Genomic DNA, 23,104 nt, shown 5'->3' on the forward strand with positions numbered 1-23,104 from the left:
TTGAACAGATGGTTGATGTGGCACACCGTACTACTTTCTCCTGTTTGCCCGCAATTATGTATGGGGGATGTGCCCAACCGTTTGCGCTGGTGGTTGCATACCCTTGTAGGAGGGGAGGAATGCGAGATGAAGAAAAAGTGGGTTGGGGTTGTCCGGCAAGCGGAGCAGGCTTTTTGGACGATCGTGTTTTCAGCACACAAGCGTGTAGGCAATCGAGGCGTCATTTTGCCCAAACGCTTTAATTCCGTCAGCAAAATTCGCCGGTTCTTGACGAGATTCATGACGCCTTGCCTCGCAAACCGCGTGATCGGCAATCTCGATCTGAGAAGGATCAACGGCCAGCTTGCCGTTCCGGTTGGAGACGGGATCGGAGCGACTCCAATCGTCAAATCGCAGGTGTTGAAAAAGAGTGCGAGGTGCGTGACCATCGCAGTCTGGTTTCAGTTTGACCCGAGCGACCGCTTTTTTCGCGTGTATCAGTTGAAAAAGCTGCCGGACGGTCGCTGGATTGTAGTCGGGCGTCATCCTTTGGACTATCCATTCAATTTGCCAAACCAACTGTTCAGAATCGTGCCGGGTTGCTGCAAGCCGTGTGTGCGCGGATGCAGGCGGCGGGTGAGGGGCAAGGTGCGGCCTGGGGCGAGGACGGCGCTAACAAAACGCAGGAGCGCATGCTGCGCCTGAGAAGCGATCGCAAATTTTCAGGAAAGAAGTGGTGACATTTTCGTACTGACTCCGTTTGGATGAAAGGGAGGTGGGAGATGAAGGCACAATTATGGAGCGAATGGATCGCTGAGCACCAGCACCCACTGTATCGTTATTTGTATCGGGGTGTGCGGGTTGCGCGAAATTGCCGAAGAGTTATTGCAGGAGACTTGTCACCGTGCCCGTGCTCTCCCTCTCGATTCAAGCTGCCCGGCAGGCTCAGGCGTGGCTTTGCAAAGCGGCGCGGCATTTGTATATGGACTGGCTGCGCAAAAAACATCCGAAAAAAGCAGGCGGGAAAACTTGCGCTGCTTGTTCAGCGCGTCCTTGCGTCCAGATGAACCGGAAGCGATCTAGCGCCAAAAAACGGACAAGGAGCGGGCAGACAGATCATTTTTAAAAAACGGTATTGATTTTGGGACGACTTGCCTGTAAAATATCTAAGTGTTGCGACTCCTATCGGATTTTGTCGAATAGAAGGAGCAATAACGTGTGGGAAATCGGGAAGTAGCTCAGCTTGGTAGAGTACTTGGCTTGGGACCAAGGGGTCGCAGGTTCGAATCCTGTCTTCCCGACCATTTTACACACGAACAGGCCGGTATGGCGGAATTGGCAGACGCGCGCGACTCAAAATCGTGAGGGAAACCGTGGGGGTTCAAGTCCCTCTACCGGCACCAGCAATCTATACATATGGTTTTCGTTATAAGGTGGGAAACAGTGAGTAGACCTGTTTCTCACTTTTTCATTTTGTCCGAAAAAGGGACGTTGCAGCTCGCAGCCTTTCCAATTGCTCTTTCGTTTGTTTACAATAAGGCTCTTTTCGCAAATTTTGTTGCTATTGCTGTTGTGGAAACGTGTGTTCTATAATGAAAATCAGGAAGTCTATAGGATTTCCATTTACCGTGAATGCACGCTTCGCTTGGTACTATAAATATCAAGCAACTCACGGCTTTTCTAAAAGCAACAATTTCTTAGAAAAGAGCGTACAATAAAGAGGAAAAGGAGGCGGATCGCGTGAGACTTGCGGGAAAACAAGTAGTCTGCTTTGTGGAAAGCGAATTTGAAGATCTGGAACTGTGGTACCCGGTGCTCCGGCTGCGCGAGGAAGGGGCGGCTGTTCATCTGGTTGGACCGAAAGCGGGACATGTCTACATCGGAAAATACGGTGTGCCATGCGAAGCGGACAAGGCGATGAGCGAGATTGATCCTTCGCAGTACGACGGCGTGCTCGTTCCGGGCGGCTGGGCGCCGGACAAGCTGCGGCGTTATCCGGAGGTGCTCGCGTTTGTCCGTGCCATGCACGAGGCGAAAAAGCCGATCGGTCACATCTGCCATGCAGGTTGGGTGCTCGCTTCGGCAAAAATTTTGCATGGAGTGAAAACAACGTCGACGCCAGGCATCAAGGATGACATGGAAAACGCTGGTGCGATTTGGATCGATGAAGAGGTCGTGGTCGATGGACACATCGTCGGTTCCCGTCGTCCGCCAGATTTGCCAGCGTACGCCAAAGCTTTCGCCGATTTGCTCGCACAGTAGCAAGCAGGCAATCCGAATATACGAGTGGAACGAAAAGGCACACCCGCAGCGATCAAGCGGGTGTGCCTTTTCTATGTCCGTCAGCTTGCTCTTCACGAGTTGGTTTTTCTGTCTTTTTTCCAGGGCGGATCGCCCCATTCGTGCAGCTTGTTGCTTGCGACATAAAACAGGTACGGAATCAAAAAAGCGAGCAAGGCTCCGCCGAAAGTGAGAAACGGAGGCAGAGAACCGAAGTATTTGAACATAACTGTCACCTTCCTTCCTCTAACTCTGAACGGTTGATGGAGCCGACATTGCGCAAATACACCTTTGCTTCGACCTTGATCGTGCTCTTTTCGTACAGGCGCTGTCCGCTCTCCCAATCTTTCTGGATTTGTTTCCAGAGCGAGTATTCTTTTTGCCGGATATTGCTGCCCAGCTTGATGACATCCACTTTCATTTCCTTATGCACCTTTTGCAGCGTGTCCAGACACATCCGCTCGATTTCCTTGGCGAAGGCGCGTTCCAGCTTTTTCGTCTCTTCTTTGCTGAGAAAATCCATGAGCGCGTAGGCTTCCGCCAAAATGCCCTCGCATTCGATTTTGATGGTGAACTTGAAATTTTGCTTGTCTCGCAAGTCTTGCACGATTTCATGCTTCGTTCCTTGAATGTTCAATACGACGAGATCGCCTTTTACCTTGGCTTTCAACAGTCCTCCATCAATGCTCCCGGTGAGAAAGTTCAAGCCTTCCGTCTCTTCCTCGCCGAGAAAGCCGACCATCTGATTGTAGAGGGAAAATACGGCGCTTCCTGCCATCTTGATTTCATTTTTTTCCGCCCGTACTCGGGGGATGACGAAGCTGAACGGATTAAGCAATTCTTCATGAATATCGCCGATGCGTACCTCGGGGAGCATGCGCGCGTTTTTTTCGATATTTTCGCCAATCGAATTGATGTAGAGCGAGGGCAGCTTTTCTGTTTTCGGCTTGACCTCGATGATGCTTTTGGCTAACCCGTTGGCAATAAACACTTTGCCGCTCCGTCTGGAATCCGGGTCGCGCAGCAGAAAGTCCATGGCGTTGGCGAAGCCGTTGGGAGTACGCGCCACTTCTTCGGAGATGACGAGCACTTTCAGATGCTGGTAAAAAGGAGCGCGGCTCGTACGCGTAGCCAGCTCGCGGGACACTTCGAAGAGCGAGTCACCCTCTGAGGTGAGGTTCAAAAACGCTTCGTTCGTCGTGTTTTGCCCGCCGCCGCCTCCCTGGCTACCCGCGATCAATCCTCCGGGGATGACGAGCTGATGGGTGACGAGAAAGCGTTGCTTCACTTTCGGTTTTCGCGGTGCCTCTTTGGCCGCCCGTTTTTCCACTTCTTTTGTCCGGGGCGCATCAATCGCAATTCCGACGACAAAGCCGCGCTCCTCGATTTGCACCTGATCCCAGCACCCGGCGAGCAGAGCCGAGACGATGACGAGGATGGTCGGCAAGGCAAAGCGCTTATTCATGCCCCTTCACCCCGCGCATGATGGCGATCAGGAGCAGACAGATCGGACATAAATAGACGATGATCATGCCGAAATACGTGATGGCGTCCGCAAAAGCGAAGAAGTCGACCAGGTTTTGCGGCAACATCGCCACGAAGTAAATGATCGGCGACAGGGCCAAAATCCAGACCATCTTTTTCACTTTGCGAAACATGGAGGTCAGATTGAGAATGGTGATGTCGAGCCACATGACGCACGTGTTGAAAATGGTCATGATCCAGATCGTGAAAAACATGGACTCTACCCGTTCAAAAAAACCGCCGGGAATTTCTACTTCCTTCGCGAGGTCAATGGTCGGATAGGTCAGATTTTTGGCGACCTCGGCGGAAAAGACCCCGATGACAAAAATGTAGATGGTGACGTAAAGGGAGACGGGGATGAACAGCCCCAGAAGCATTGCTTTAGGTCCTTCCTCTGGATTTCTCATCAACATCGTATAGAACAGGATGATTTCAAAGCCGGAGTAAGAAAGCCCGACCGCTTTGGAGCCTTCCAGAAGTGATTTCCAGCTTGAAGAAAAATAAGGCCGGATGTTTTCGATTTCCAACAGTTGCGTGGTGAACACCAGAACGAAAAAGATCACGACGAGGACAACGGGCAGAAAAAGCAGGTTCAGCCGCAGCATGGCGATACGCGATCCAGCCACGGCGTATTGTACGATCAACAAAAAGCTGAGGGTAATCATCTCGACGGGCGTACTGTAAAACAAATACTGCTTGGCGATATTTCCGATCGCGCGGATTTCAAACGACACAAACAGCATCGTGTACAGACAGACGAGCAAGGTCAGCGCATAGGCGACAGGTTTGCTCGCGATGATAGCGGTGTAGTCAAAAAACGTTTGCCGGGGAAAGCGTGCCGCCAGCTTCGCCAGCAACCACCCGATCAATAAAGCGACAAGCCCGCTGATCACGACAGAAATCAAGCCGTCGAACCCGCTCGTTGCTTTTGCCAGGGCGCGGGGAAAAGTGAGGATGCCCACCCCGACTGTAACCGAGGCGATGTTGATGCCCATATGATTTTTGCTAATCATTTTTTCCGACAAGGTTTGTGCACTCATTTGGAATCCCCTGTTCTCATGCGAATTTCATCTTCTGGATGCAGGGCTTGCGGCCGCTCTTTCAAGAAGGTCACAGGTGCGCGCAAGATCAAATCTTTCCAGTCCCTGGGCATTTGCGGCGCAAGCGGAGCCAGGTACGGATAGCCGATGCTCGTCAAATTCGACAGGTGGATCATGATGGCGATCAAGCTCAAAATGACCCCGTATATTCCGAAGATGGCCGCGCCAAACATGGCGAAAAACCGGATCATGCGAAAAGCGATCGCCAACTGAAAGGACGGGATCGCAAAAGAGGAGATGGCTGTTAGCGCGACGACGATGACCATGACCGGGCTTACAATCCCGGCGGATACGGCTGCATCTCCGATGACCAAACCGCCGACGATCCCGACGGTTTGTCCGATCGGCTTGGGCAGGCGCAGCCCGGCTTCCTGAAGCAACTCCATGGTCGTGATCATCATGAGCGATTCAATGAAGGCGGGAAACGGAACACCGTCTCGCGTGGCGGCAATCGAGAAGGCGAGATCGGACGGGATCAAGCCCGGGTGAAACGTCACAAGTGCGATATACAACGATGGGGAAAACACCGCGAAAAAAGCGGCCAGATAGCGTAAAAGCCGTGTCAGTGTACCGACGATCCAGCGTTCGTAGTAATCCTCCGGCGAGTGCAGAAGCAGGCCAATTGTGACAGGGAGGATCAACACCATCGGCGTACCGTCGAGCAGGATCGCTACGCGTCCTTGAAACAGCGAAGCGCTGACCTTGTCCGGCCGTTCGGTGTTGTGAGCCTGCGGGAAGGGCGAGAGAAAATCGTCCTCGATCCACTGTTCGATAAAACCGGATTCCTCGACTTCGTCAATGTCAATCGTGGCAATCCGCCGTCTGACCTCGTCCAGCATTTCGTGATCGACGATGTCATCTATATAGGCGATGATCAGCTCGGTTTTGCTGCGTGTCCCTACCCATGAACTTTCAAAGCGCAGATTGGGGTCTTTTACCCGTCTGCGGATGCGCACGGTATTATCGCGGATGCTTTCCGTGAAGCCGTCCCGTGGGCCGCGAACGAGTCCCTCGGAGACTGGCTCTTCGATGCCGCGGGTTTTCCAGCCTTTGCTGTCGATGAGGATCAGCTCGCTGGAACCATCGACAAACAGGGCTGTGTCTCCGGACAAAATACAGTCGAGGGCTGCGGTAAGCGATGTTTCTTTTTTGATCTCGACAACGGACAATACTTCTTCAAAAAGGAGCTGGATGATCTCGTCAGGTTCAGGGGGAACCGATTTTTCCGAGGTGGAGATCATCAACTGGATGTGCCCCAGGACTTGGTTATGCAGCATATCCGAATCCGCTAATCCGTCAAGGGCAATGACCGCGCACGTATGGTTTGTATTGCCGATGAGAAACGTGCGGATCAGCAAATCGTGGGGGTTGCCCAATAAAGTACGGAACAGCTCCAAGTTATCCGCAAGGTTGGGAGAGAGCGTTAATTCAGGCGTTTGCCGCTGTTGCATGTGCTGGGAAAAGGGAGAGGTTTTCTTTTTGCGTCGCTGGGCGAAAAATTTTCGCATCATGGAATTCCCTCCCGTTCAAAATGCGAATAGCATGTTAGTGCGATTTTTTCCAGAACAGAGGGAAATTATGCGGATGAAAGTTCCACGACAAACTTTCGCACAAAGAATTGAACAACCCTATGAGGTATGATACATTCGGCATGGTAGAATAGAGAGTAGTAGAGAGAGTAGGAATGACGGAGAAGGGTGGAATAGTAGTGCTTGACAGTCAAGTTTTGGTTCGGGATACAGACTTTTCAAGACTCGCGCTTACATGGGAGCAGCTTGCGCAGTTGATGGGGGAGCAGGGAGATGCGACAACCCCTGCCAAACTGAGACAGTTGGCTGAAAAAACAAGGAGAGCAGAGTTGAACATCGCTTTTTGCGGACACTTCTCCGCAGGAAAGTCCACGATGATCAATACGCTTCTGGGCGTCAGCCTGCTGCCGTCCAATCCCATACCGACCAGCGCCAATGTAGTGAAGATCCGCGGGGGCGAAAAAGCCGCTCGCGTCTATACAATGAACGGCGATGTCGTGACGTTTGATCCGGATACGGAGATGGAGAAGCTCAAGCAGTTTGCGGTCGATGGGGATACCGTTGAATCGGTGGAAGTTTCCTATCCCGGAACGCTGCTCGACGAACACTCCAGCCTGCTCGATACCCCGGGGATCGACTCGACGGACGCCGCGCACAAAATCGCTACGGAATCCGCGCTGCACCTTGCAGATGTGGTCATTTACATGATGGATTACAACCACGTCCAGGCAGAAGAGAACTTCAATTTTACGAAAACGTTGAAAGACCGCGGCAAACCAGTGTATCTGGTCGTGAACATGATCGACAAGCACATTGACTTTGAGCTTGATTTCGAGAGCTACAAGGAAAGTGTGGAGGAAGCGTTTGCGACCTGGAACATTCATCCGGACGGCATTTTTTACACGTCCCTGGCTGAGCCTGACCACCCGGAAAATCAGTACGTGGAGCTGAAGCAAAAGCTGCTCTCGCTGATTGCCGGACGCGAAGAACTGGTAGCAAAAAGCGTGCGCAGTGCCGCCGAGCATCTGATCGAGGAGCACGTGCAGGCAGTGAAGGCAAGCCATGCGCAAACGCGCCAGGAGCTTGAGAACAAGCTGGACAGCCTGAATGTGGCGGATGTAGACAGCCGCGATGCACATGCTGTCGCCGCTGCGCTTGAACAGGCGCAGGCGATCATGCAGTCGCTCGGCAACCGTGCGGCAGAAGCGCGTGCCCAGATGGAAAAAGAGTTGGGTGTTTTGCTCGACAACGCCCGCTTGACCTACTACAGCACGAGCGAAGCAGCGGCAAGCTACCTGGAAAGCCGCAAGCCAGGCTTCAAAATGGGCTTTTTGTTCGCAGGGAAAAAGACGGAGGAAGAGCGTCAGCGCCGCGAGGAAGCACTTCTGGCCGAGTTCCGCGAAAAGGTGGCGGGCAATCTCGACTTCCATTTCAAGGAATTGATGAGCAAACAATTGCAAGCGTACGAGCTGCGCGACGAAGATTACCACGCACGCGTCCATGCGACCGAGATTGTGATTACGGGCGAGTTTCTTGCCAAGCACATCAAGGATGGAGCGGCTTCCCGCGAATATGTGATGAACTACTGTACAGATGTCGCAAGCGCGATCAAACTGGAGTACAGACGCGCTGGCCTTGCGTTCATCGAGGAAGTCATCGCGCGCCTTGCGACCAACATGCAGGCGGAGAGCGCTTCGCAGCAGGAGCGTCTCGACGTGCTGCGCGAGATGGCCGCGGTGCACGGGCAGTTGGCCAGCTTTACTGCAAGCGAGGAAAACATAAGAGAGCGATTGCAGGCAATCATGCGTGAAGGAGAACAAGAATCATGAATCAGCTACGAGACAAATTAGTTGCAGCAGCAGAACGTCTGCGGCGCGCGAGTCACGAAATCGTTTCCGTACCAGGGATGCAAGCACAGGCGCAGGCGATGCTGGATCGCGCAGACCGTCTGACAGCGAACCGCTTCACTGTTGCGCTGTTCGGCGCGTTCAGCGCGGGTAAATCTTCTTTTGCCAATGCCTTGATGGGCGATCTCGTCCTGCCTGTATCCCCGAATCCGACTACGGCAGCGATCAACAAAATCATGCCGCCGAGTGAGGAGCATCCGCACGGCACAGTCCGCGTGGTGCTGAAAAGCAGGGAAGCGATCGAGCAGGATGTGCTGCGCTCGCTCGCTGTTTTCGGATTGCACGCTTCCAGTCTGGAAAGCGCTTTGGCCGAGCTGGACAAGATCGATGTGGCGCAAATTCCGCCGACAGCGAAGCCGCACTATACGTTCCTGAAAGCCGTCACAAAAGGGCTGGGCGAGATGAATGCTCACCTGGGCGGAGAGCTGATTGTCGACATGCAGGCGTTCAAAGGCTTTGTTGCCAAAGAAGAAAAAGCTTGCTTCGCCGAATACATCGAGCTGTTTTATTCCTGCCCGCTGACTGACCAGGGCATCGTGCTGGTCGATACGCCTGGGGCGGATTCGATCAATGCCCGCCATACGGGCGTGGCGTTTGAATACATGAAAAACGCGGACGCTGTTCTGTTCGTCACTTATTACAACCATGCGTTTTCCCAGGCAGACCGCGAATTTTTGCTGCAAATGGGCCGGGTCAAGGACACCTTCGAGATGGACAAGATGTTCTTCATCGTCAATGCAGCCGATCTCGCCGCTTCCCAGGAAGAGTTGCAGGGCGTGATTACGCACGTAGAGAAAAACTTGCTCACTTGTGGCATCCGTTTGCCGCGCATTTATCCGGTATCCAGCCAGACCGCGCTGTTGGCGCGCATGCACGAAAAAGGCAAGCTGGCTGCCTCGGCGGAAAAAGTATACCGTCAACGCACGCAAACAGCAGAAGGCGAGCCGCTTATGGCAGCAGACGAAGCGTTCAAGCTGTCCGGCATGGCTTCGTTTGAGGCAGAGTTCTTGCGTTTCACTATCGAGGAACTGACGCAAATTGCCGTGAACGCAGCGACAGGCGAAATTCGCCGCGCTTTCGACACGCTGAACGAGTTCATGCGCATGGCTCAATCTGGCGAAGACGAGCGCCTCGCGCGCAAAGAAGCGGCGAGCAAGGCCCAATCCGGGGCACTGGCTGCTGTTTCCGCGCTGGCGACTGCTTCGTACGAGCGCGACTTGGCAAAAGAACGGGAAGAGCTGCTCTACTACGTCAAGCAACGGCTGTTCTTCCGTTTTAACGAGTTGTTCAATGTGGCGTTCAACCCGGCTGTCCTGAAAGAAGACGGACGCAACATGAAGCAAGCCCTCCAAGGCTGCATGACCGATCTGTTGCGCTCGATCAGCTACGACCTGGCGCAGGAGCTGCGTGCGACCACGCTGCGCCTGGAGAAGTTTTTGAGCAAGCAGGGAACAGCACTCGTTTCCGCTTGGCAAAAAGATGTGCATGCTTTCGCGGCAGGCTTGACACTGGCGCCGTACCAGCAGCGCCAGGTAGAGACGTTGAATTTTGCCGAGGAATTGCCTGTAGCGGAAGGGGCATTCCAGCCAGCGCTCGGACTGTTCAAAAACACGAAAGACTTTTTCGAACTGGACGGCAAGCTGAAGCTGCGCGAAGAACTGGAAAAGCGCATGCAGGAGCCTGTAACGGCTTACGTGGCGACCGGAAGCGAACAGCTGAATCAGCAGTTTACGGCTTTGTTCAACGAGCTTGTCACCACGGAGCGCAACCGGGTAGTCGAGCAAATCAACGAATACTTCACAGGATTGTTCGCCGCGCTGGATATGACGGTCGATCTGGACGAGCTGGGAGCGAAAGTAGATCGCGTAGCGGCAGAGCTTTCCTAACACCTCATCAAGTCAAAAGGATAAGGCAAAAGACAAAAGGCAGTTCGCGCTCTCGTCAGGCAAATGACGGGCGTGACTGCCTTTTGTTGTTGGCTGCGCCTGAGCATGGGGGGCGCAGCCTGCCTTCTTTTGGCGATGTGGCTATTGTTTCCGCGCAAGCTGCTCCCATTCCTCGCGCAAAATGCCCATTTTGATCGCATCGTAGTATTCGCCGCGAACGATCCGCGCTTTTCGCACTCTGGCTTCTTCCTGCATGCCGAGTCGAGCGGCGAGCTTGATCATGCGCTCATTGCCCGACCAGGTGCCGATTCCCAGCCGCACCGTATCCATATGGGTGAACAAGTAATCCATCCACATCGCGAACGCTTCCTGCCCGTAGCCATTTGACCAGTAGCGCGAATCGTAAATGACAATGCCGATTTCAAACCAGTTCGTCTCCTGGGATACCCAATATCGGCCGACGCTGCCGCGCAGCTCTCCGTCGATCTCGATGATCAGCTGTGTGCGCGGAGCATCTGTGCCGGCCAGCGCGAGTGATTCCGCGCGGCGAGGCAGGGTGCGGTACTCGTCCAGCGTCATTGGATCGAGCGGCTTGTACGGGCCGTTCCAGTTGAGATGCTCCCGGTCTTTCGCTTCGTAGTTCCAGTAGTAGAGCGTATCGATATCCTCATGGCGGATGTCGCGCAACAAAACTTTTTTTCCTTGCAAATGGACGTGCATGATTTTTCTCCTCTCTGCTTGAACAATCTGTTACCATTACTGTACGGGAAAATGTTCTGCATACATAGGGACAGAGTGCGTGTTTTTAATAGGGACAAAAAGGAGGCGAAGCACATGGAGTTTACGCCCACTTTACATAACGATGCCAGTGAGCCGCTCTATCGGCAGTTGTACAGGCAAATCAGCAAGCAAATCGTGTCGGGCGAGATTGCGGCGGGCACGCGGATGCCATCGATCCGCCAGATGGCAGAGGCGAGCGGTGTAGCGAAAAATACGGTAGAAGCCGCCTATCAGCAGCTGCTTGCCGAAGGTTATTTGACGAGCCGGGAGCGCAGCGGTTTTTTTGCCGCACAGGTGGAAGTGTGGGGGGAGCCGGAGCAGGGAGGGGCGGACATTCGGCAAAAAGCATGGAGCCTGAAAAAGAAAAAGGGCGATCATTTGAGCTGCCGCTTTAATTTTCACGGCTCCGTCGTGGATACGAAGCATTTTCCGTATGCAGCCTGGCGGTCGTGCATGCTGGAAGCACTGGACCGCTATCCGGACGATTTCGCTTTTTACGGAGACGATCAGGGGGAGTGGGAGCTGCGGGAACAACTGGCGAGCTATTTGCGCAGGGCGCGCACGCTCGCTTGTACGCCTGAGCAAATATGGATCGGAACGGGATTGCAGCAATCGCTCAGCTTCTTGTGCCTGTTGCTTGCGGATCGGCATCGCGTGATCGCGGTAGAAGAACCCGGCTATGCCGATGCGCGGATTGTGTTTTCGCAGCACGGGTATGAGGTAGTTCCGATTCCGCTGGACGCTGACGGGCTATCTATCCAATGCCTTGCGCAGAGCGGGGCAACGGTTGTCTATACGACACCTTCGCACCAGTATCCGTACGGAATGGTCATGCCGATTGCGCAGCGGCAGCGGCTGTTGCAATGGGCGGAGCGCACAAACGGGATCATCATCGAAAACGACTACGATGGAGAATTTCGCTATAATGTGCAGCCGACGCCCTCCTTGCAAGGACTGGATCGGGAGGGGCGCGTCGTTTATGTCGGCAATTTTTCCAAAGCGTTCTCCCCGGCTCTGCGAATGGACTATATGGTGCTGCCAGCGGAACTGCTTGAGCGCTATTTGCAATCGTTTCAAGCCTATCCCGCTGTGGTGTCGCGCCACCTGCAACGGACGATGCAGCTGTTCATGCAAAAAGGGCACTGGGAGAAGCATGTGCGGAAAATGCGCACGATCTATCAGCGCAAGCATGCGATCCTGCTGCAAGCGATCCGCGACTATATGCCACCTACCGTCACGGTGCTCGGCCATTCTGCCGGGCTGCACATTTTGCTTGCGGTACATACGAAGCAGTGCGAGGCAGAGCTGATCGCAGCGGCTTGGGAAGCGGGAATCCGCGTGTATTCGAGCGGGCGCAACTGGATGACGGCCCCGGACATGGAGCTGCCGCGCATCATCGTCGGCTTTGGCGGGATGGAGGAGGACGATATACGGGAAGGGATTCGCCTGCTGGCAAAAGCGTGGCCGGACGCGTAGCGGGCGATTGTGCCCGGAGAATCAGGAATCATCACGATGGGAAGCGGAAAAGCAAGCGCAGGCTGCGCTCGCGACAGCAAAACGCCCAAGCACTTGCACAATCGGCAAGGCTCGGGCGTTTCTTTCATTCACTAGTCCAGCTTATTCCGTTACTTTTTTGTACTGATCGAACTGATCCGTTACTGCTTTGGATGGAGAGCTGGTCAGCTTGCTGACGATCACGATGGCAAGCAGGCTCATCGCAAAGCCTGGAACCATTTCGTACAGGAAGTCTTTCAGCACATCGAAACGCGTCCAGATGATCACGGTCAAGGCGCCGGCGATCATGCCGGAGAGTGCGCCCCACTTGTTCATCCGTTTCCAGTACAGGGAGAGCAGGATTACAGGGCCGAACGAAGCGCCGAATCCGGCCCAAGCGTAACCGACGAGATCGAGAATCGTGTCATTTTTGTCCAATGCGAGCAAAAAGGCGATGACAGCGACGAGCAGGACGGAGAGGCGGCCAACGGTCACAAGCTCCTTGTCGCTTGCAGAGCGTTTGAGAAACGTCTTGAAAATGTCTTCTGTCAGTGAGCTGGACGTCACGAGCAACTGGGACGAAATCGTACTCATGATCGCAGCCAAAATCGCAGCGAGCAAGAATCCGGTGATAATCGGGTGGAACAACACGGTGCCGAGCTGAATGAAGATCGTCTCAGGGTCGGCAATCGTCCAGCCTTGTTTCGAGTACAGGGCGATACCGATCAGACCCGTCAGCATGGCTCCGGCAACCGAGAAGATCATCCAGCCCATTCCGATTGAACGCGCTTTCTTGATTTCTTTTGTAGAAGTAATCGCCATAAAGCGGACGATGATGTGCGGCTGCCCGAAGTAACCAAGCCCCCAGGCGAACAGGGAGATGATGCCGAGCAAGCTTGTCCCTTTGAAAATATCAAGCAGGGACGGGTCCACCGCCTGGATCGTTGTAAAAGTTTCACCCACACCGCCAACGGTCAAAATCGTCACCAGCGGAACGAGGATGAGCGCGATGACCATGATCAGTCCTTGCACGGCATCGGTCCAGCTTACGGCGAGGAAGCCGCCAAACAGCGTGTACGCGATGGTAACGAGGCCGACAATCCACAAACCAGTGTGGTAGTCCATGTGGAACGTATTTTCAAACAGGACGCCGCCAGAAACGAGACCGGACGAGACGTAAAACGTAAAAAAGACCATGATGACGAGAGCAGAGACGAGACGCAGCATGCGGGAGCTATCCCCGAAGCGGTTTTCCAGGTAGGCCGGAATCGTGATGGAGTTGTTGGCTACCTCTGTGTACGTTCGCAGGCGCGGCGCTACATACAGCCAGTTTGCATACGCACCGAGAGTCAGTCCGATGGCAATCCACGATGCGCTTAAACCAGAGGCGAACATCGCACCGGGCAAGCCCATCATCAGCCAGCCGCTCATGTCGGAGGCTCCCGCGCTCAGGGCGGTGACGGTTGGGCCGAGTGACCGACCGCCGAGCATGTAGTCAGTCAGATTGGAGGTACGCTTGTAGGCATAGTAGCCGATGAGCAGCATGCCTAGCATGTACACAATAATGGACGCGAGCAGCATATTCATGGATAGCACCTCTTGTTGTGTTGTATATTTATAAAAATTATAGTAACGTCTTACACATTATCATGCCCAGATATGAAAATCTAGAACAAAACACAGAAAATTGTGTAGAGAAGCAATAAAAAGTTTTTAATTGAACTAAAAAACCCGCGATATCGCTATCGCAGGTTCGTTTGCTAATTATTTACTTTTTTATTGGACTTGAATTTGTCCATTGCTGTCGAGACTGACTTTAAACTCCTTCACGACGGTAGGCTCTGCACTTGGATTGTTCAGGTCGTGCTTCAGCACCTGAAACGATCCGTTTGCGGCAAGCTTGCCTGTGTATTCCACTCCGAACGTGTCGGATTTGTAAAAGCTGAAGGTAGCGAGTTCGGTCTTTTGCAACTCGTCGACAAGCAGCTGACCGTCGCCGCTGAACATCGCATTGCGCAGCGACTCAGACGATTCGTACTTTTGCTGGAGGTACGTTTGCAATTGCTGGGCAACTTCCGATTCTGCCAGTTGCTTCCCTGCTTCCACGGCTTGTTTGCCGACTTCAATCGCTTGCTTGCCTGTCTCTACTGCCTGCTGTGCCGTCTGCACCCCTTCGGAAATTTCCGAGCATGCTGTAAGCATCAGCGCGCAGCCAATGATCCATGCTTTTTTCATATAGTGTTGCTCCACTCCTTTCACGCGCTCTTATAGCGTACTTTATTTATTTTACTGTATATCCACTTTCGGCGCATCCGCATATGATGAGGTAAGCGTAAGAGCTGCACTGATTACAGGGAGGAAACGCAATGATTCAAGGGAAAGTGAAATGGTTCAGCAAGGAAAAAGGATACGGTTTCATTGAGCGGGATGGAGGACCTGACGTGTTCGTGCACTATTCAGCGATCACCGGCACAGGCTACCGGAATTTGGAGGAAGGCGAGCAGGTTGTCTTCGAGATTGTGAATGGGCAGCGAGGATTGCAAGCAGCCAACGTAGCGCGCAAAAGCTAGGGCACAACTTTTTCAGTCACTTACAAACAGCAGATGACCTAAGCCGTCATCTTTCCATTCTGGACGCCGTCATACCCAGCCAGGGCAGACGGCGTCTTTGTTGATCATCCATTCGATTCCATTCGCAACAGATTGGCGTTGTCAGACTTATACATTGTATAGAAATACAGCCAAAGCAATGACAAGCATCGACGTAATACATCCGTATATGAGCAAAAGGTTGCGCGAACGTTGCTTGAAGCTCAGTTGCTTGCCTTCCGTCGGTTTCAAACCGATCAGGAACGTGGCGACAAAAGCGATGACCACGAGGATGATGACGGCAATAATAAAGGGATAAATACTCATGACGGTCAATCGTCCTTTCTGTATCACTCTGCTTTGATCATATACCGTCCGTCAAAAAAAGGGGCCATCCACTTGGCTGTTTTTTTGCTCATCCACTTGCGGCAAAAGCTTCCGCAAACCGTTCCACAGCAGCAGGAATTTGCGCAAGGGAAGCTCTGCCAAAAGTAAAGCGTACGTGGCCCGGCTCTGCTCCGAACAAGTGGCCGGGTACGAAGACCACGCCGCGCTTGACCGCTTCCGTCAAAAGCTGCTGCTCACTCCATGTTCCGGCAAAGCGGCACCACAGATGAATGCCGCCTTGTGCACCTGCCATGGCGACTTGCTCGCCGAACTTGTCCTCTAGGGAAAACAGCAGCTGATCGTGGCGCAAAGCCAGTTGGGTGCGCAACCGATCGACGTGCTGGGCAAAGTCAGGCGAAGCCAAAAAACGGTCCGCCAGCCACTGCGGGAAAATGCTGTGTCCAAAATCAAACTGCTGCTTCGCATCCGCCAGCCGCTCGATAACCGTCTGCGGCCCGACGATCCAGCCGATGCGCAAGCCGGAAGCGACGATTTTGGTCAGCGAGCTGATATACAAAACCGTGCCGTGTTTATCCAACGATTTGAGGGTAGGGATCGGCTCTTTGGAAAACGAAGTCAAGCTGTACGGATCGTCCTCGATGATCGGGATGCCGTTTTCGGCGGAAAAAGCGAGCAGCTGTTGCCGCCGGGCCAGCGACAGCAAAGTGCCTGTCGGATTTTGAAAGTTCGGGTTGAGAAACACCATTTTGATCCGGTGCTTGCGATGCAGTTCAGCCAAATGGTTCGGATCGATGCCGTTTTGCTCTACGGGCAGCGAAAAGGTGCGCAGTCCTGCTGAATGAAACAACGGCAGGGAGTGACAATACGATGGCGCCTCGATCGCCACGGCGTCACCTGGCTTGAGCAGGCATTGCACGACGAGGTGGAGGGCTTGCTGCGCTCCCGATGTAATCATGATCGACGTGGCAGGCGCTTCGATGTTTCGCCATTCTTTCATGTGTTTGCCGAGCGTTTCGCGCAGCGACCAGTTGCCCTGCGGATGCTCATAGCCGAGGTGATCGGGAAAATCGTCCGGGCTGATCAAGTGCGACAGCGTGTGGCGGGGAACGAGGTCAGGCGAAAGCTCGCCGCTCGCCAGATCGATCAGTTCATTTTCCTGCGTCTCCCTGCGGATTTTGCGGATCAGCGGCAAATTGGGCCTGAACGACCCGGTTTCCGTCAAATGCCGCCAGTTCGGCACACGCGTGCGAGCCAGCCCCCAGATGTCCTGACTGACGAGTGTTCCACTCCCTTGCTTGCGCTCTACGATCCCGGCGGCCTGCAATTCATCATAGACGGCGACGATCGTCGAACGGTTGACCCCGAGTTCTTTTGCCAGTGAGCGCTCCGAGGGCAGACTGCTGCCCGGGCCGAACTCGCCGCTGCTGATGCGCTGCTCGATCTGTTCGGCAATTTGTTTATATAAAGGCTTGTTTTTTGGCCCTGCTGTCTTGTCATCCATGCCAATCCTGCTTTCTGTACGTGGTCGTTTCCGGTTTTCAAAAGGTTTCCAAACGGTTCCAAAACCAAAATCATCCAGCCTATTATACCACGCAATGGAAGGCTTTCCTTTTCGAGCAGCTTTGTTTAGTATAGAGAACGGAAGGAGTGGTGGGGATGAAACAATATTTAGACTTGTGCCAGCGCATTTTGACAGAAGGCGTGACGAAAGAGGATCGGACAGGCACAGGAACGATTAGCATTTTTGGACACCAGATGCGTTTTGACCTGAGCGAGGGCTTCCCGCTGGTCACGACGAAAAAACTACATATGAAATCGATCATTCACGAGTTGCTGTGGTTTTTGGCCGGAGACACGAATGTTCGCTACCTGCAGGAAAATGGGGTGCGGATCTGGAATGAGTGGGCAGATGAAAACGGCGACTTGGGACCCGTCTACGGAAAGCAGTGGCGTTCTTTTGTCGGGCGCGACGGCAAGACGGTCGACCAAATCCAGTGGGTGATCGACGAAATCAAAAAAAATCCCGACTCAAGACGCCTGATCGTCAGTGCGTGGAATCCGGCTGATCTCGCGGAGATGGCCTTGCCGCCGTGTCATTTGCTGTTCCAGTTTTATGTGGCAGACGGCAAGCTGTCGTGCCAGTTGTACCAGCGCAGTGCCGACACGTTTTTGGGGGTGCCGTTCAACATCGCTTCCTATGCGCTTTTGACGCATATGGTTGCCCATGTGACCGGACTTGGGGTGGGCGACTTCGTTCACACGCTGGGAGACGCGCACTTGTATACAAACCATATCGAACAAGTGAAGCTGCAACTCACTCGCGAGCCGAAGCCGTTGCCTAAGCTGAAGCTTAATCCAGAAGTGACGTCCATTTTTGACTTCACGTATGACGACATTGAAATCGTCGATTACGAGGCCCATCCGCACATCAAAGGCGAGGTGGCTGTATGATCAGTCTGATTGTGGCCTACGCGAAAAATCAGGTGATCGGCAAAGATGGCGACATGCCGTGGAGCCTGCCCGCCGATTTGAAAAACGTCAAGGAAATCACGACAGGGAACACGATTGTGATGGGCCGCAAGACGTTCGAATCGATCGGCAGACCGCTGCCGAACAGACGAAATGTCGTGCTGACGAGAAGCCGCGACTTTCATCCGGAAGGTGTCGATGTCGTCCATACGAAGGAAGAAGTGCTCGCTCTGGGCGACGTCATCATTTTTGGCGGCGCCAACATTTACGGGCAGTTCCTGGACGTGGTAGATCGCATGTACATTACCGAAATCGAGCTGGAAACAGAGGGCGACACGTTTTTCCCTGCGTGGGACAAAGACGCGTTTGTGCTTGTGGACAAGCGCGAAGGTGTTGTCGATGAAAAGAATGCCTACCCGCATACGTTTTACGTGTATGAACGCAAAAATGGTTAGTCCTTCCCGTTGAAACCGGGCAAACTGCCTCCTGAACATCAGGGGGCTTTTTTTGTGCAAAACGTCTCGGCGTTTTTCATGAAATTGGATGTGACCGTTTTGTTGTATCCAGATCGAAAAGTCCCGGACAAGCGGCTCGTAGCCTGGGAGGAACGACACAGAGCCTTCATACATATCCCGGCGGTTTCGCGCATACAAACAGTAGAAAACGGTTGGACAAACCGCAGGGGGGATGGGATGAAAGTCGACTTTCATGTGCATCTGGAAGAGGGACCGTATTCGCTGGACTGGCTGGTCGGGCAAGCGTGCGCACTGCGGCCGCTTCTGGACGAAAAGCAAGAGAGCGGAAGCAGGGGCTGGGCACACGAGCTGGTCAAGGGGCTTGCCCACAGGCTCCAAAGAGGGCCTTATTCCAGGGAGTGGCTGGATTTGTACCGGGCGCGGGCGAAACAAGCTGGCATCTCGCAAGTGTGTGTCGTCGAGCATTTGTATCGCTTTGCCGATTTTCGTCCTTATTATGAGCAATTTATTCATGTGGGGCACGACCGTTTAGGCAAAGCGCAGCGGCAGTGGCTTGGACAGATGGCGAACGACTCTTTGCCAGCTTATGTGGCGTTTCTTGCAGAGGAGCGCGAGCGGTGGGCGGAAGATGGGGTGGCGCTTCGCATCGGGATCGAGCTTGATTATTTTCCGGGCGGGGAAGGCGAGCTGCGCGAGGTGATCGAAAAATATCCGTGGGACGTATGCATGGGAGCCGTCCATTTCCCCGGCGGAAAAGGCTATCTCGTTCGCAATCTCCAGGAGCAGCTGGAAGTGCATGCATCACCGGGATGGTTCGTGCGTTATTTTGATGTGGTGGAGCAGGCGATTGACAGTGGCCTGTTCGATGTTTTGACGCATCTGGACGGGGTCAGGGCGTTTGGCCCGAAAGCGGATGAAATGACGCTGTTGCCGTACTATCAGCGGATCGCTCGGGCATTGCGGCGGATGGATACGGCAACCGAACTGAACACAGCGTGCGTGCGCGGACAGACGCAGCGGGAGTTTTCTCCGAGCTATCGCTTTTTGCAAATATTGGCGCAGCATGAAGTGCCGATTACGCTGTCCTCCCATGCGACAGCTCCTGATCAGGTCGGGCAGCACCTCGCGGAAGCGCGAATGCAGCTGAGGCGCGCAGGATATGCCAGCTTAGCCGTTTTTGCTGACAGAAAAAGGAGCCTGATGGAGATTGAATAGCAGACTTCCCCGCTAGGTGCGCTTTTTTGCTATGATAGAGACAAGCGTATAAATATGCATCCAGCGGGAGGAGAACACAGCATGTCGTTGCAGGAACGTTTGAAATCGTTGCTCAAAGAGGTGGAGCCGCAAATGATCGCGTGGCGCCGCCATCTTCACCAATATCCGGAACTGTCCTTTCAAGAGGAAAAAACTCCGGCGATGATCGCGGAAATTTTGCGTGGCCTGGAGTTTGACGAAGTAAAAACCGGAGTGGGCGGCCGCGGGGTCATCGGAGTGCTCAAGGGCAGCCGTCCGGGCAAAGTCGTCGCTTTGCGGGCTGATTTCGACGCGTTGCCGATTCAAGATCAAAAAGATGTTCCGTACAAATCGACGGTTCCTGGTGTCATGCACGCCTGTGGCCACGATGCGCATACCTCCGAGCTGTTGGGCTTGGCGAGCGTGCTGGCGGCGCATCGCGACCAGTTTGCCGGGGAAATCCGTTTTTTGTTCCAGCACGCGGAAGAAGAATCGCCAGGCGGAGCGATCCAGATGACAGCGGACGGCGCAGTCGACGGCGTAGACGCTGTATTTGGCGTCCATCTCTGGTCCATGCTGCCAGTAGGCAAAGTGTTCATCAGCGGTGGCCCGATCATGGCGAATACAGATGACTTTGTGATCGAAATCAAGGGCCGCGGCGGTCATGGCGCTGTTCCTGAGGAGACAGTCGATTCGATCGTGGTCGGCTCGCAAATCGTAGGAAATTTGCAGACGATCGCCAGCCGCAACGTCAGTCCGTTGGAAAGCGTCGTCGTGACGGTCGGGACGTTCAACGGCGGTGACAACAACAATATCATCGCAGACAGTTGTCGCCTGACGGGAACGGTGCGTTCGTTCCTGCCGGACGTGCGTGATCGCGCTGAGCTTCGCCTCACGGAAATCGCTGTCGGCACGGCTGCCATGATGGGCGCAGAGGCGAAAGTGTCGTACGAGCGCGGCTATCCTGCGGTCATCAATCATGAAGCGGAAGCGCAAATCGCCCGTGAAGCGGCGCTGGCTGCCTTTGGTCCGGAGCGCGTGGAACCGATGAAGCCGCTCATGGGAGGAGAAGACTTCTCTTACTATTTGGAAAAGGTGCCTGGGGCGTATTTGTTTGTCGGGGCCGGCAACCCGGAGAAGCTGGCGAAGTATCCGCACCACCACCCGCATTTTGACATCGACGAAGACTCCATGCTCATCGCCGGAGAGCTGCTCGGACGAACAGCTTTGCTCTATCTGGAGAAAAAAGAGGGGTAGTATAAACCTTTCCCTTGCAAAGATGCGCTTTTGCCTAGCAGTGGCAATGGCGCTTTTTTGGCGTCTTGCCATAAACTGTTGAAATGAGGCATCGCATACCGCACACGGCAATCAGATGAGCAAAGGAGGGGGCTGCCTCCAGTGAGAAAACGGATCGGCATACTGACCTACCGGGGAGAATCCGGCTTTATCGAACCGGGATTTTTTCGCCGTCTGGTCAAGGAAGGGAGAGAGCTGGGCGCCGACGTCTTTGTTTTCGGGCCGCAGGATGTGCATGTGTCCGAGCGGAAAATCAAAGGCTTCATCCCTGCCGAAAAAGGCTGGAAGAGCGAATGGTTTGAGTGGCCGGACATTGTCATAGACCGCTATCGGTATTATCCGTTGGCGAAGCATAGCCACTATCCGCCGTTTCGCAAGCAAAACTTGTTCCGCTATGCCAACAGCCGTTTTACGAATAAATTCAATCTCCATCAAATTTTGCTGGAAGACCCGTTTTTGACGAAATGGCTGCCCGAGACGTTCGCTTACGCAAGAAGCACGCTGGTCTCGATGCTGAAACGCCATCGCCAGGTGTATCTCAAGCCGACAAACGGCTCGGGCGGGCGAAGCATTTTGCGCGTGGAAAAAACAGAAGAGGGCTATCTGCTGCATGGCAGAACCAAACAGCAGGCGAAAAGCAGGGAAAAGCTGTCCTCGATCAGCAAAGTATGCGAGCGGCTCGAAGCGTGGATGGAAAAAGAAAAGAACGGAAAAGAGCAGTTTTTTCTCCAGCAAGGTTTGCAATTGGCTCTGGTGCCTGGGCGAACCGTCGATGCCAGGGTGCTTGCGCAAAAAGACGGAGAAGGCATCTGGCGGCTGACAGGCATGGGCATACGCATCGGTTCGACGCGCTCTTCGACGTCCAATTTGCACGGCGGCGGGACGGCGATGCCAGCCATTCCTTTTTTGGCGAGCCGCTTCGGGCAAGAAGCCGCCAAAAGAATCGTGCTCGAATGCAAAGAGCTTGTCACGCTGACTATCGGCAGAATCGAGCAGCACTTCGGGCAGATGATGGAGTTCGGGTTTGACTTAGGCATCGATGTGTACGGCCATGTGTGGATTATCGAGATCAATCCGAAGCCTGGCAGGGAAATATTCCGGCAGCTCGGGGAGCATCGGCGCTATCGGCAGGCAGTGCGCAGGCCGTTGGAATACGCCTTGTATTTGATCGAAAAAAATGAGCGGATGAAAGACCAGCGATTCGGACTCGGGTGAAAAGGCTCTCCACAGCTTGGAGGGTCTTTTTCATTTCTTTTGCGCAAGGCATGCGGCATAATAATAGCCAGGTGGATGCGTGCTCCTTGACGGCGTGCAAGGTTCACAAACAAAGGAATGGAGGAGATGAGCATGAGACAGGAAGCTTTTTCGATTGAGTTGGGCGAAGGCTTGACGCTTCGGGGGAATGTACATACAGACGAGGCAGCGGGTGCCGACCAGCCGCTGTTGCTGTTTTGCCACGGGTTCAAAGGCTTCAAGGATTGGGGCAGCTTCCCCTATGTGGCAGACGAGCTGGCGAAGCGAGGCGTGACGACGATCCGCTTTAATTTTAGCTGCAACGGTGTGGGCGAGAGCTTGACCGAATTTGACGAGCTGGAAAAGTTCGGCCGCAACACGTACGCGCGTGAGCTTGCCGACCTGCAAGCGCTGGTCGAATGGATCGATTCCGGTGAGTTTGTCTGGCCAGACTATGTGGACAAATCCAGACTGTACGTGCTTGGACACAGCAAAGGCGGCGGGGATGCCATCCTGTTCGGAGCGGGCAATCCGCGCGTGGCGGGAATCGTGACCTGGAATGGAATTGCCGATGTCAATTTGTTTGATGCAGGATTGCGCAAGCAAATCGCGGAAACGGGCGTCGGCTATATCGCCAATGCGCGCACTGGGCAAGATATGCCGATTACGCGGACGGTGATCGAGGATGTGGATCAAAACCGGGAAGCGTATGACATTTTGGCGAAAGTGTCTTCGATGGAAACACCTTTGTGCATCTTGAGCGGAGAAAAAGATTTTGTCCGTCTGGTAGAGGGTGCCAAACGGATTCATCAGGCGGCGAAGCACAGCGAGCTGCACTGGATAGAAGGCGGCGACCATACGTGGAACACGCGTCATCCGTTTGCAGGAACTTCTCCGCAACTGGAAGCGGTCATTGAGCAAACGGCGGCTTTTGTCCGTACCCCGCGGACATAGAAAAAGCCTGGATTTTCCTGCGTTTTCA

23 protein-coding genes and 2 tRNA genes are annotated in these 23,104 nt (G+C 53.9%); 16 read left to right on the forward strand and 9 right to left on the reverse strand.

What is annotated here, in order from left to right; genetic code table 11:
• Positions 1-126 precede the first annotated feature (126 nt).
• From EDM60_RS09910 to EDM60_RS09930, 5 genes are all read left to right on the forward strand, one after another.
• Positions 127-684 carry a hypothetical protein gene (locus tag EDM60_RS09910; RefSeq protein WP_122963837.1) on the forward strand — a complete coding sequence of 186 codons (558 nt, stop codon included), beginning with the start codon at positions 127-129 and terminating at the stop codon, positions 682-684.
• A gap of 246 nt (positions 685-930) precedes the next feature.
• Positions 931-1,062, forward strand: coding sequence for a hypothetical protein (locus EDM60_RS29400; RefSeq protein WP_267901875.1), 132 nt, complete (start codon positions 931-933; stop codon positions 1,060-1,062).
• Between the two features lie 144 nt (positions 1,063-1,206).
• Positions 1,207-1,283 (forward strand) — tRNA-Pro (locus tag EDM60_RS09920).
• Positions 1,284-1,299: 16 nt separating this feature from the next.
• Positions 1,300-1,382: transfer RNA gene (locus EDM60_RS09925), tRNA-Leu, on the forward strand.
• 337 nt (positions 1,383-1,719) lie between these two features.
• Complete coding sequence (locus tag EDM60_RS09930; protein ID WP_122963838.1) at positions 1,720-2,241, forward strand: type 1 glutamine amidotransferase domain-containing protein; 522 nt, start codon at positions 1,720-1,722, stop codon at positions 2,239-2,241.
• A gap of 92 nt (positions 2,242-2,333) precedes the next feature.
• Here EDM60_RS09930 and EDM60_RS28525 read toward each other — a convergent pair whose 3' ends face one another.
• Genes EDM60_RS28525 through EDM60_RS09945 form a run of 4 tightly spaced genes read right to left on the reverse strand, consistent with a single transcriptional unit; the run spans position 2,334 to position 6,394 of the window.
• Positions 2,334-2,495, reverse strand: a complete 162-nt coding sequence (locus EDM60_RS28525; RefSeq protein WP_167470270.1) for a hypothetical protein — start codon at positions 2,493-2,495, stop codon at positions 2,334-2,336.
• A complete protein-coding gene (locus EDM60_RS09935) occupies positions 2,492-3,724 on the reverse strand; it encodes a Ger(x)C family spore germination protein (RefSeq protein WP_122963839.1) in 1,233 nt (410 codons plus the stop codon). Before EDM60_RS09935 ends, EDM60_RS28525 begins: the two co-directional genes overlap by 4 nt.
• Positions 3,717-4,823 carry a GerAB/ArcD/ProY family transporter gene (locus tag EDM60_RS09940; protein ID WP_122963840.1) on the reverse strand — a complete coding sequence of 369 codons (1,107 nt, stop codon included), beginning with the start codon at positions 4,821-4,823 and terminating at the stop codon, positions 3,717-3,719. The genes EDM60_RS09935 and EDM60_RS09940 overlap by 8 nt, the downstream gene beginning before the upstream one ends.
• The gene (locus EDM60_RS09945) at positions 4,820-6,394 is read right to left on the reverse strand and encodes a spore germination protein (protein ID WP_122963841.1); all 1,575 of its coding nucleotides are present in this window, start codon (positions 6,392-6,394) and stop codon (positions 4,820-4,822) included. Before EDM60_RS09945 ends, EDM60_RS09940 begins: the two co-directional genes overlap by 4 nt.
• 197 nt (positions 6,395-6,591) lie before the next feature.
• On the opposite strand from EDM60_RS09945, the gene EDM60_RS09950 reads away from it, so the two are divergent.
• Both EDM60_RS09950 and EDM60_RS09955 read left to right on the forward strand, forming a co-directional pair.
• The gene (locus EDM60_RS09950; protein ID WP_373926274.1) at positions 6,592-8,241 is read left to right on the forward strand and encodes a dynamin family protein; all 1,650 of its coding nucleotides are present in this window, start codon (positions 6,592-6,594) and stop codon (positions 8,239-8,241) included.
• Positions 8,238-10,205, forward strand: coding sequence for a dynamin family protein (locus EDM60_RS09955; RefSeq protein WP_122963843.1), 1,968 nt, complete (start codon positions 8,238-8,240; stop codon positions 10,203-10,205). The genes EDM60_RS09950 and EDM60_RS09955 overlap by 4 nt, the downstream gene beginning before the upstream one ends.
• Before the next feature lie 141 nt (positions 10,206-10,346).
• Here EDM60_RS09955 and EDM60_RS09960 read toward each other — a convergent pair whose 3' ends face one another.
• Positions 10,347-10,925, reverse strand: a complete 579-nt coding sequence (locus tag EDM60_RS09960) for a GNAT family N-acetyltransferase (protein ID WP_122963844.1) — start codon at positions 10,923-10,925, stop codon at positions 10,347-10,349.
• Positions 10,926-11,039: 114 nt separating this feature from the next.
• Between EDM60_RS09960 and pdxR (EDM60_RS09965) the strand changes: the two genes are divergently transcribed.
• On the forward strand, positions 11,040-12,461 hold the full coding sequence (pdxR, locus tag EDM60_RS09965) for a MocR-like pyridoxine biosynthesis transcription factor PdxR (RefSeq protein WP_122963845.1): 1,422 nt from the start codon (positions 11,040-11,042) through the stop codon (positions 12,459-12,461).
• Positions 12,462-12,470: 9 nt separating this feature from the next.
• The gene (locus tag EDM60_RS29405) at positions 12,471-12,596 is read left to right on the forward strand and encodes a hypothetical protein (RefSeq protein ID WP_267901891.1); all 126 of its coding nucleotides are present in this window, start codon (positions 12,471-12,473) and stop codon (positions 12,594-12,596) included.
• A 6-nt stretch (positions 12,597-12,602) separates the two neighbouring features.
• Here the strand turns inward: EDM60_RS29405 and putP are convergent, their stop codons facing one another.
• A complete protein-coding gene (putP, locus tag EDM60_RS09970) occupies positions 12,603-14,066 on the reverse strand; it encodes a sodium/proline symporter PutP (protein ID WP_167470273.1) in 1,464 nt (487 codons plus the stop codon).
• Between the two features lie 189 nt (positions 14,067-14,255).
• Positions 14,256-14,714, reverse strand: a complete 459-nt coding sequence (locus EDM60_RS09975) for a hypothetical protein (RefSeq protein WP_122963847.1) — start codon at positions 14,712-14,714, stop codon at positions 14,256-14,258.
• 131 nt (positions 14,715-14,845) lie between these two features.
• Between EDM60_RS09975 and EDM60_RS09980 the strand changes: the two genes are divergently transcribed.
• On the forward strand, positions 14,846-15,049 hold the full coding sequence (locus tag EDM60_RS09980) for a cold-shock protein (RefSeq protein WP_063227950.1): 204 nt from the start codon (positions 14,846-14,848) through the stop codon (positions 15,047-15,049).
• A gap of 147 nt (positions 15,050-15,196) precedes the next feature.
• On the opposite strand, the gene EDM60_RS09985 is transcribed toward EDM60_RS09980, so the two are convergent.
• Positions 15,197-15,394, reverse strand: a complete 198-nt coding sequence (locus EDM60_RS09985) for a hypothetical protein (protein ID WP_063227951.1) — start codon at positions 15,392-15,394, stop codon at positions 15,197-15,199.
• Positions 15,395-15,482: 88 nt separating this feature from the next.
• Positions 15,483-16,916: a MocR-like pyridoxine biosynthesis transcription factor PdxR gene (gene pdxR / locus EDM60_RS09990; protein ID WP_122963848.1), complete on the reverse strand. Its 1,434-nt coding sequence runs from the start codon at positions 16,914-16,916 to the stop codon at positions 15,483-15,485.
• Positions 16,917-17,071: 155 nt separating this feature from the next.
• Between pdxR (EDM60_RS09990) and EDM60_RS09995 the strand changes: the two genes are divergently transcribed.
• From EDM60_RS09995 to EDM60_RS10020, 6 genes are all read left to right on the forward strand, one after another.
• Positions 17,072-17,866, forward strand: coding sequence for a thymidylate synthase (locus tag EDM60_RS09995; protein ID WP_122963849.1), 795 nt, complete (start codon positions 17,072-17,074; stop codon positions 17,864-17,866).
• Positions 17,863-18,339, forward strand: coding sequence for a dihydrofolate reductase (locus EDM60_RS10000; protein WP_122963850.1), 477 nt, complete (start codon positions 17,863-17,865; stop codon positions 18,337-18,339). The genes EDM60_RS09995 and EDM60_RS10000 overlap by 4 nt, the downstream gene beginning before the upstream one ends.
• 237 nt (positions 18,340-18,576) lie before the next feature.
• The gene (locus EDM60_RS10005) at positions 18,577-19,575 is read left to right on the forward strand and encodes a PHP domain-containing protein (protein ID WP_122964064.1); all 999 of its coding nucleotides are present in this window, start codon (positions 18,577-18,579) and stop codon (positions 19,573-19,575) included.
• Between the two features lie 81 nt (positions 19,576-19,656).
• Positions 19,657-20,850 (forward strand): M20 metallopeptidase family protein, encoded by a 1,194-nt coding sequence (locus EDM60_RS10010; protein WP_122963851.1) that lies wholly within the window; start codon positions 19,657-19,659, stop codon positions 20,848-20,850.
• Between the two features lie 141 nt (positions 20,851-20,991).
• Positions 20,992-22,104 (forward strand): YheC/YheD family endospore coat-associated protein, encoded by a 1,113-nt coding sequence (locus EDM60_RS10015; protein ID WP_122963852.1) that lies wholly within the window; start codon positions 20,992-20,994, stop codon positions 22,102-22,104.
• A 132-nt stretch (positions 22,105-22,236) separates the two neighbouring features.
• Positions 22,237-23,076 (forward strand): alpha/beta hydrolase, encoded by an 840-nt coding sequence (locus tag EDM60_RS10020; protein WP_122963853.1) that lies wholly within the window; start codon positions 22,237-22,239, stop codon positions 23,074-23,076.
• Positions 23,077-23,104 lie beyond the last annotated feature (28 nt).

The sequence above is a fragment of the Brevibacillus parabrevis genome, assembly GCF_003710905.1.
In the GTDB taxonomy this organism is placed as follows: domain Bacteria; phylum Bacillota; class Bacilli; order Brevibacillales; family Brevibacillaceae; genus Brevibacillus; species Brevibacillus parabrevis.

Bases quoted from the DNA above. Each gene is read 5' to 3' on its own strand.
- EDM60_RS09910 (WP_122963837.1), top strand. From the start codon at position 127: ATGAAGAAAAAGTGGGTTGGGGTTGTCCGGCAAGCGGAGCAGGCTTTT.
- EDM60_RS09935 (WP_122963839.1), bottom strand. From the start codon at position 3,724: ATGAATAAGCGCTTTGCCTTGCCGACCATCCTCGTCATCGTCTCGGCT.
- EDM60_RS09940 (WP_122963840.1), bottom strand. From the start codon at position 4,823: ATGAGTGCACAAACCTTGTCGGAAAAAATGATTAGCAAAAATCATATG.
- EDM60_RS09945 (WP_122963841.1), bottom strand. From the start codon at position 6,394: ATGATGCGAAAATTTTTCGCCCAGCGACGCAAAAAGAAAACCTCTCCC.
- EDM60_RS09955 (WP_122963843.1), top strand. From the start codon at position 8,238: ATGAATCAGCTACGAGACAAATTAGTTGCAGCAGCAGAACGTCTGCGG.
- EDM60_RS09960 (WP_122963844.1), bottom strand. From the start codon at position 10,925: ATGCACGTCCATTTGCAAGGAAAAAAAGTTTTGTTGCGCGACATCCGC.
- pdxR (WP_122963845.1), top strand. From the start codon at position 11,040: ATGGAGTTTACGCCCACTTTACATAACGATGCCAGTGAGCCGCTCTAT.
- putP (WP_167470273.1), bottom strand. From the start codon at position 14,066: ATGAATATGCTGCTCGCGTCCATTATTGTGTACATGCTAGGCATGCTG.
- EDM60_RS09975 (WP_122963847.1), bottom strand. From the start codon at position 14,714: ATGAAAAAAGCATGGATCATTGGCTGCGCGCTGATGCTTACAGCATGC.
- EDM60_RS09980 (WP_063227950.1), top strand. From the start codon at position 14,846: ATGATTCAAGGGAAAGTGAAATGGTTCAGCAAGGAAAAAGGATACGGT.
- EDM60_RS09985 (WP_063227951.1), bottom strand. From the start codon at position 15,394: ATGAGTATTTATCCCTTTATTATTGCCGTCATCATCCTCGTGGTCATC.
- pdxR (WP_122963848.1), bottom strand. From the start codon at position 16,916: ATGGATGACAAGACAGCAGGGCCAAAAAACAAGCCTTTATATAAACAA.
- EDM60_RS09995 (WP_122963849.1), top strand. From the start codon at position 17,072: ATGAAACAATATTTAGACTTGTGCCAGCGCATTTTGACAGAAGGCGTG.
- EDM60_RS10000 (WP_122963850.1), top strand. From the start codon at position 17,863: ATGATCAGTCTGATTGTGGCCTACGCGAAAAATCAGGTGATCGGCAAA.
- EDM60_RS10005 (WP_122964064.1), top strand. From the start codon at position 18,577: ATGAAAGTCGACTTTCATGTGCATCTGGAAGAGGGACCGTATTCGCTG.
- EDM60_RS10010 (WP_122963851.1), top strand. From the start codon at position 19,657: ATGTCGTTGCAGGAACGTTTGAAATCGTTGCTCAAAGAGGTGGAGCCG.
- EDM60_RS10020 (WP_122963853.1), top strand. From the start codon at position 22,237: ATGAGACAGGAAGCTTTTTCGATTGAGTTGGGCGAAGGCTTGACGCTT.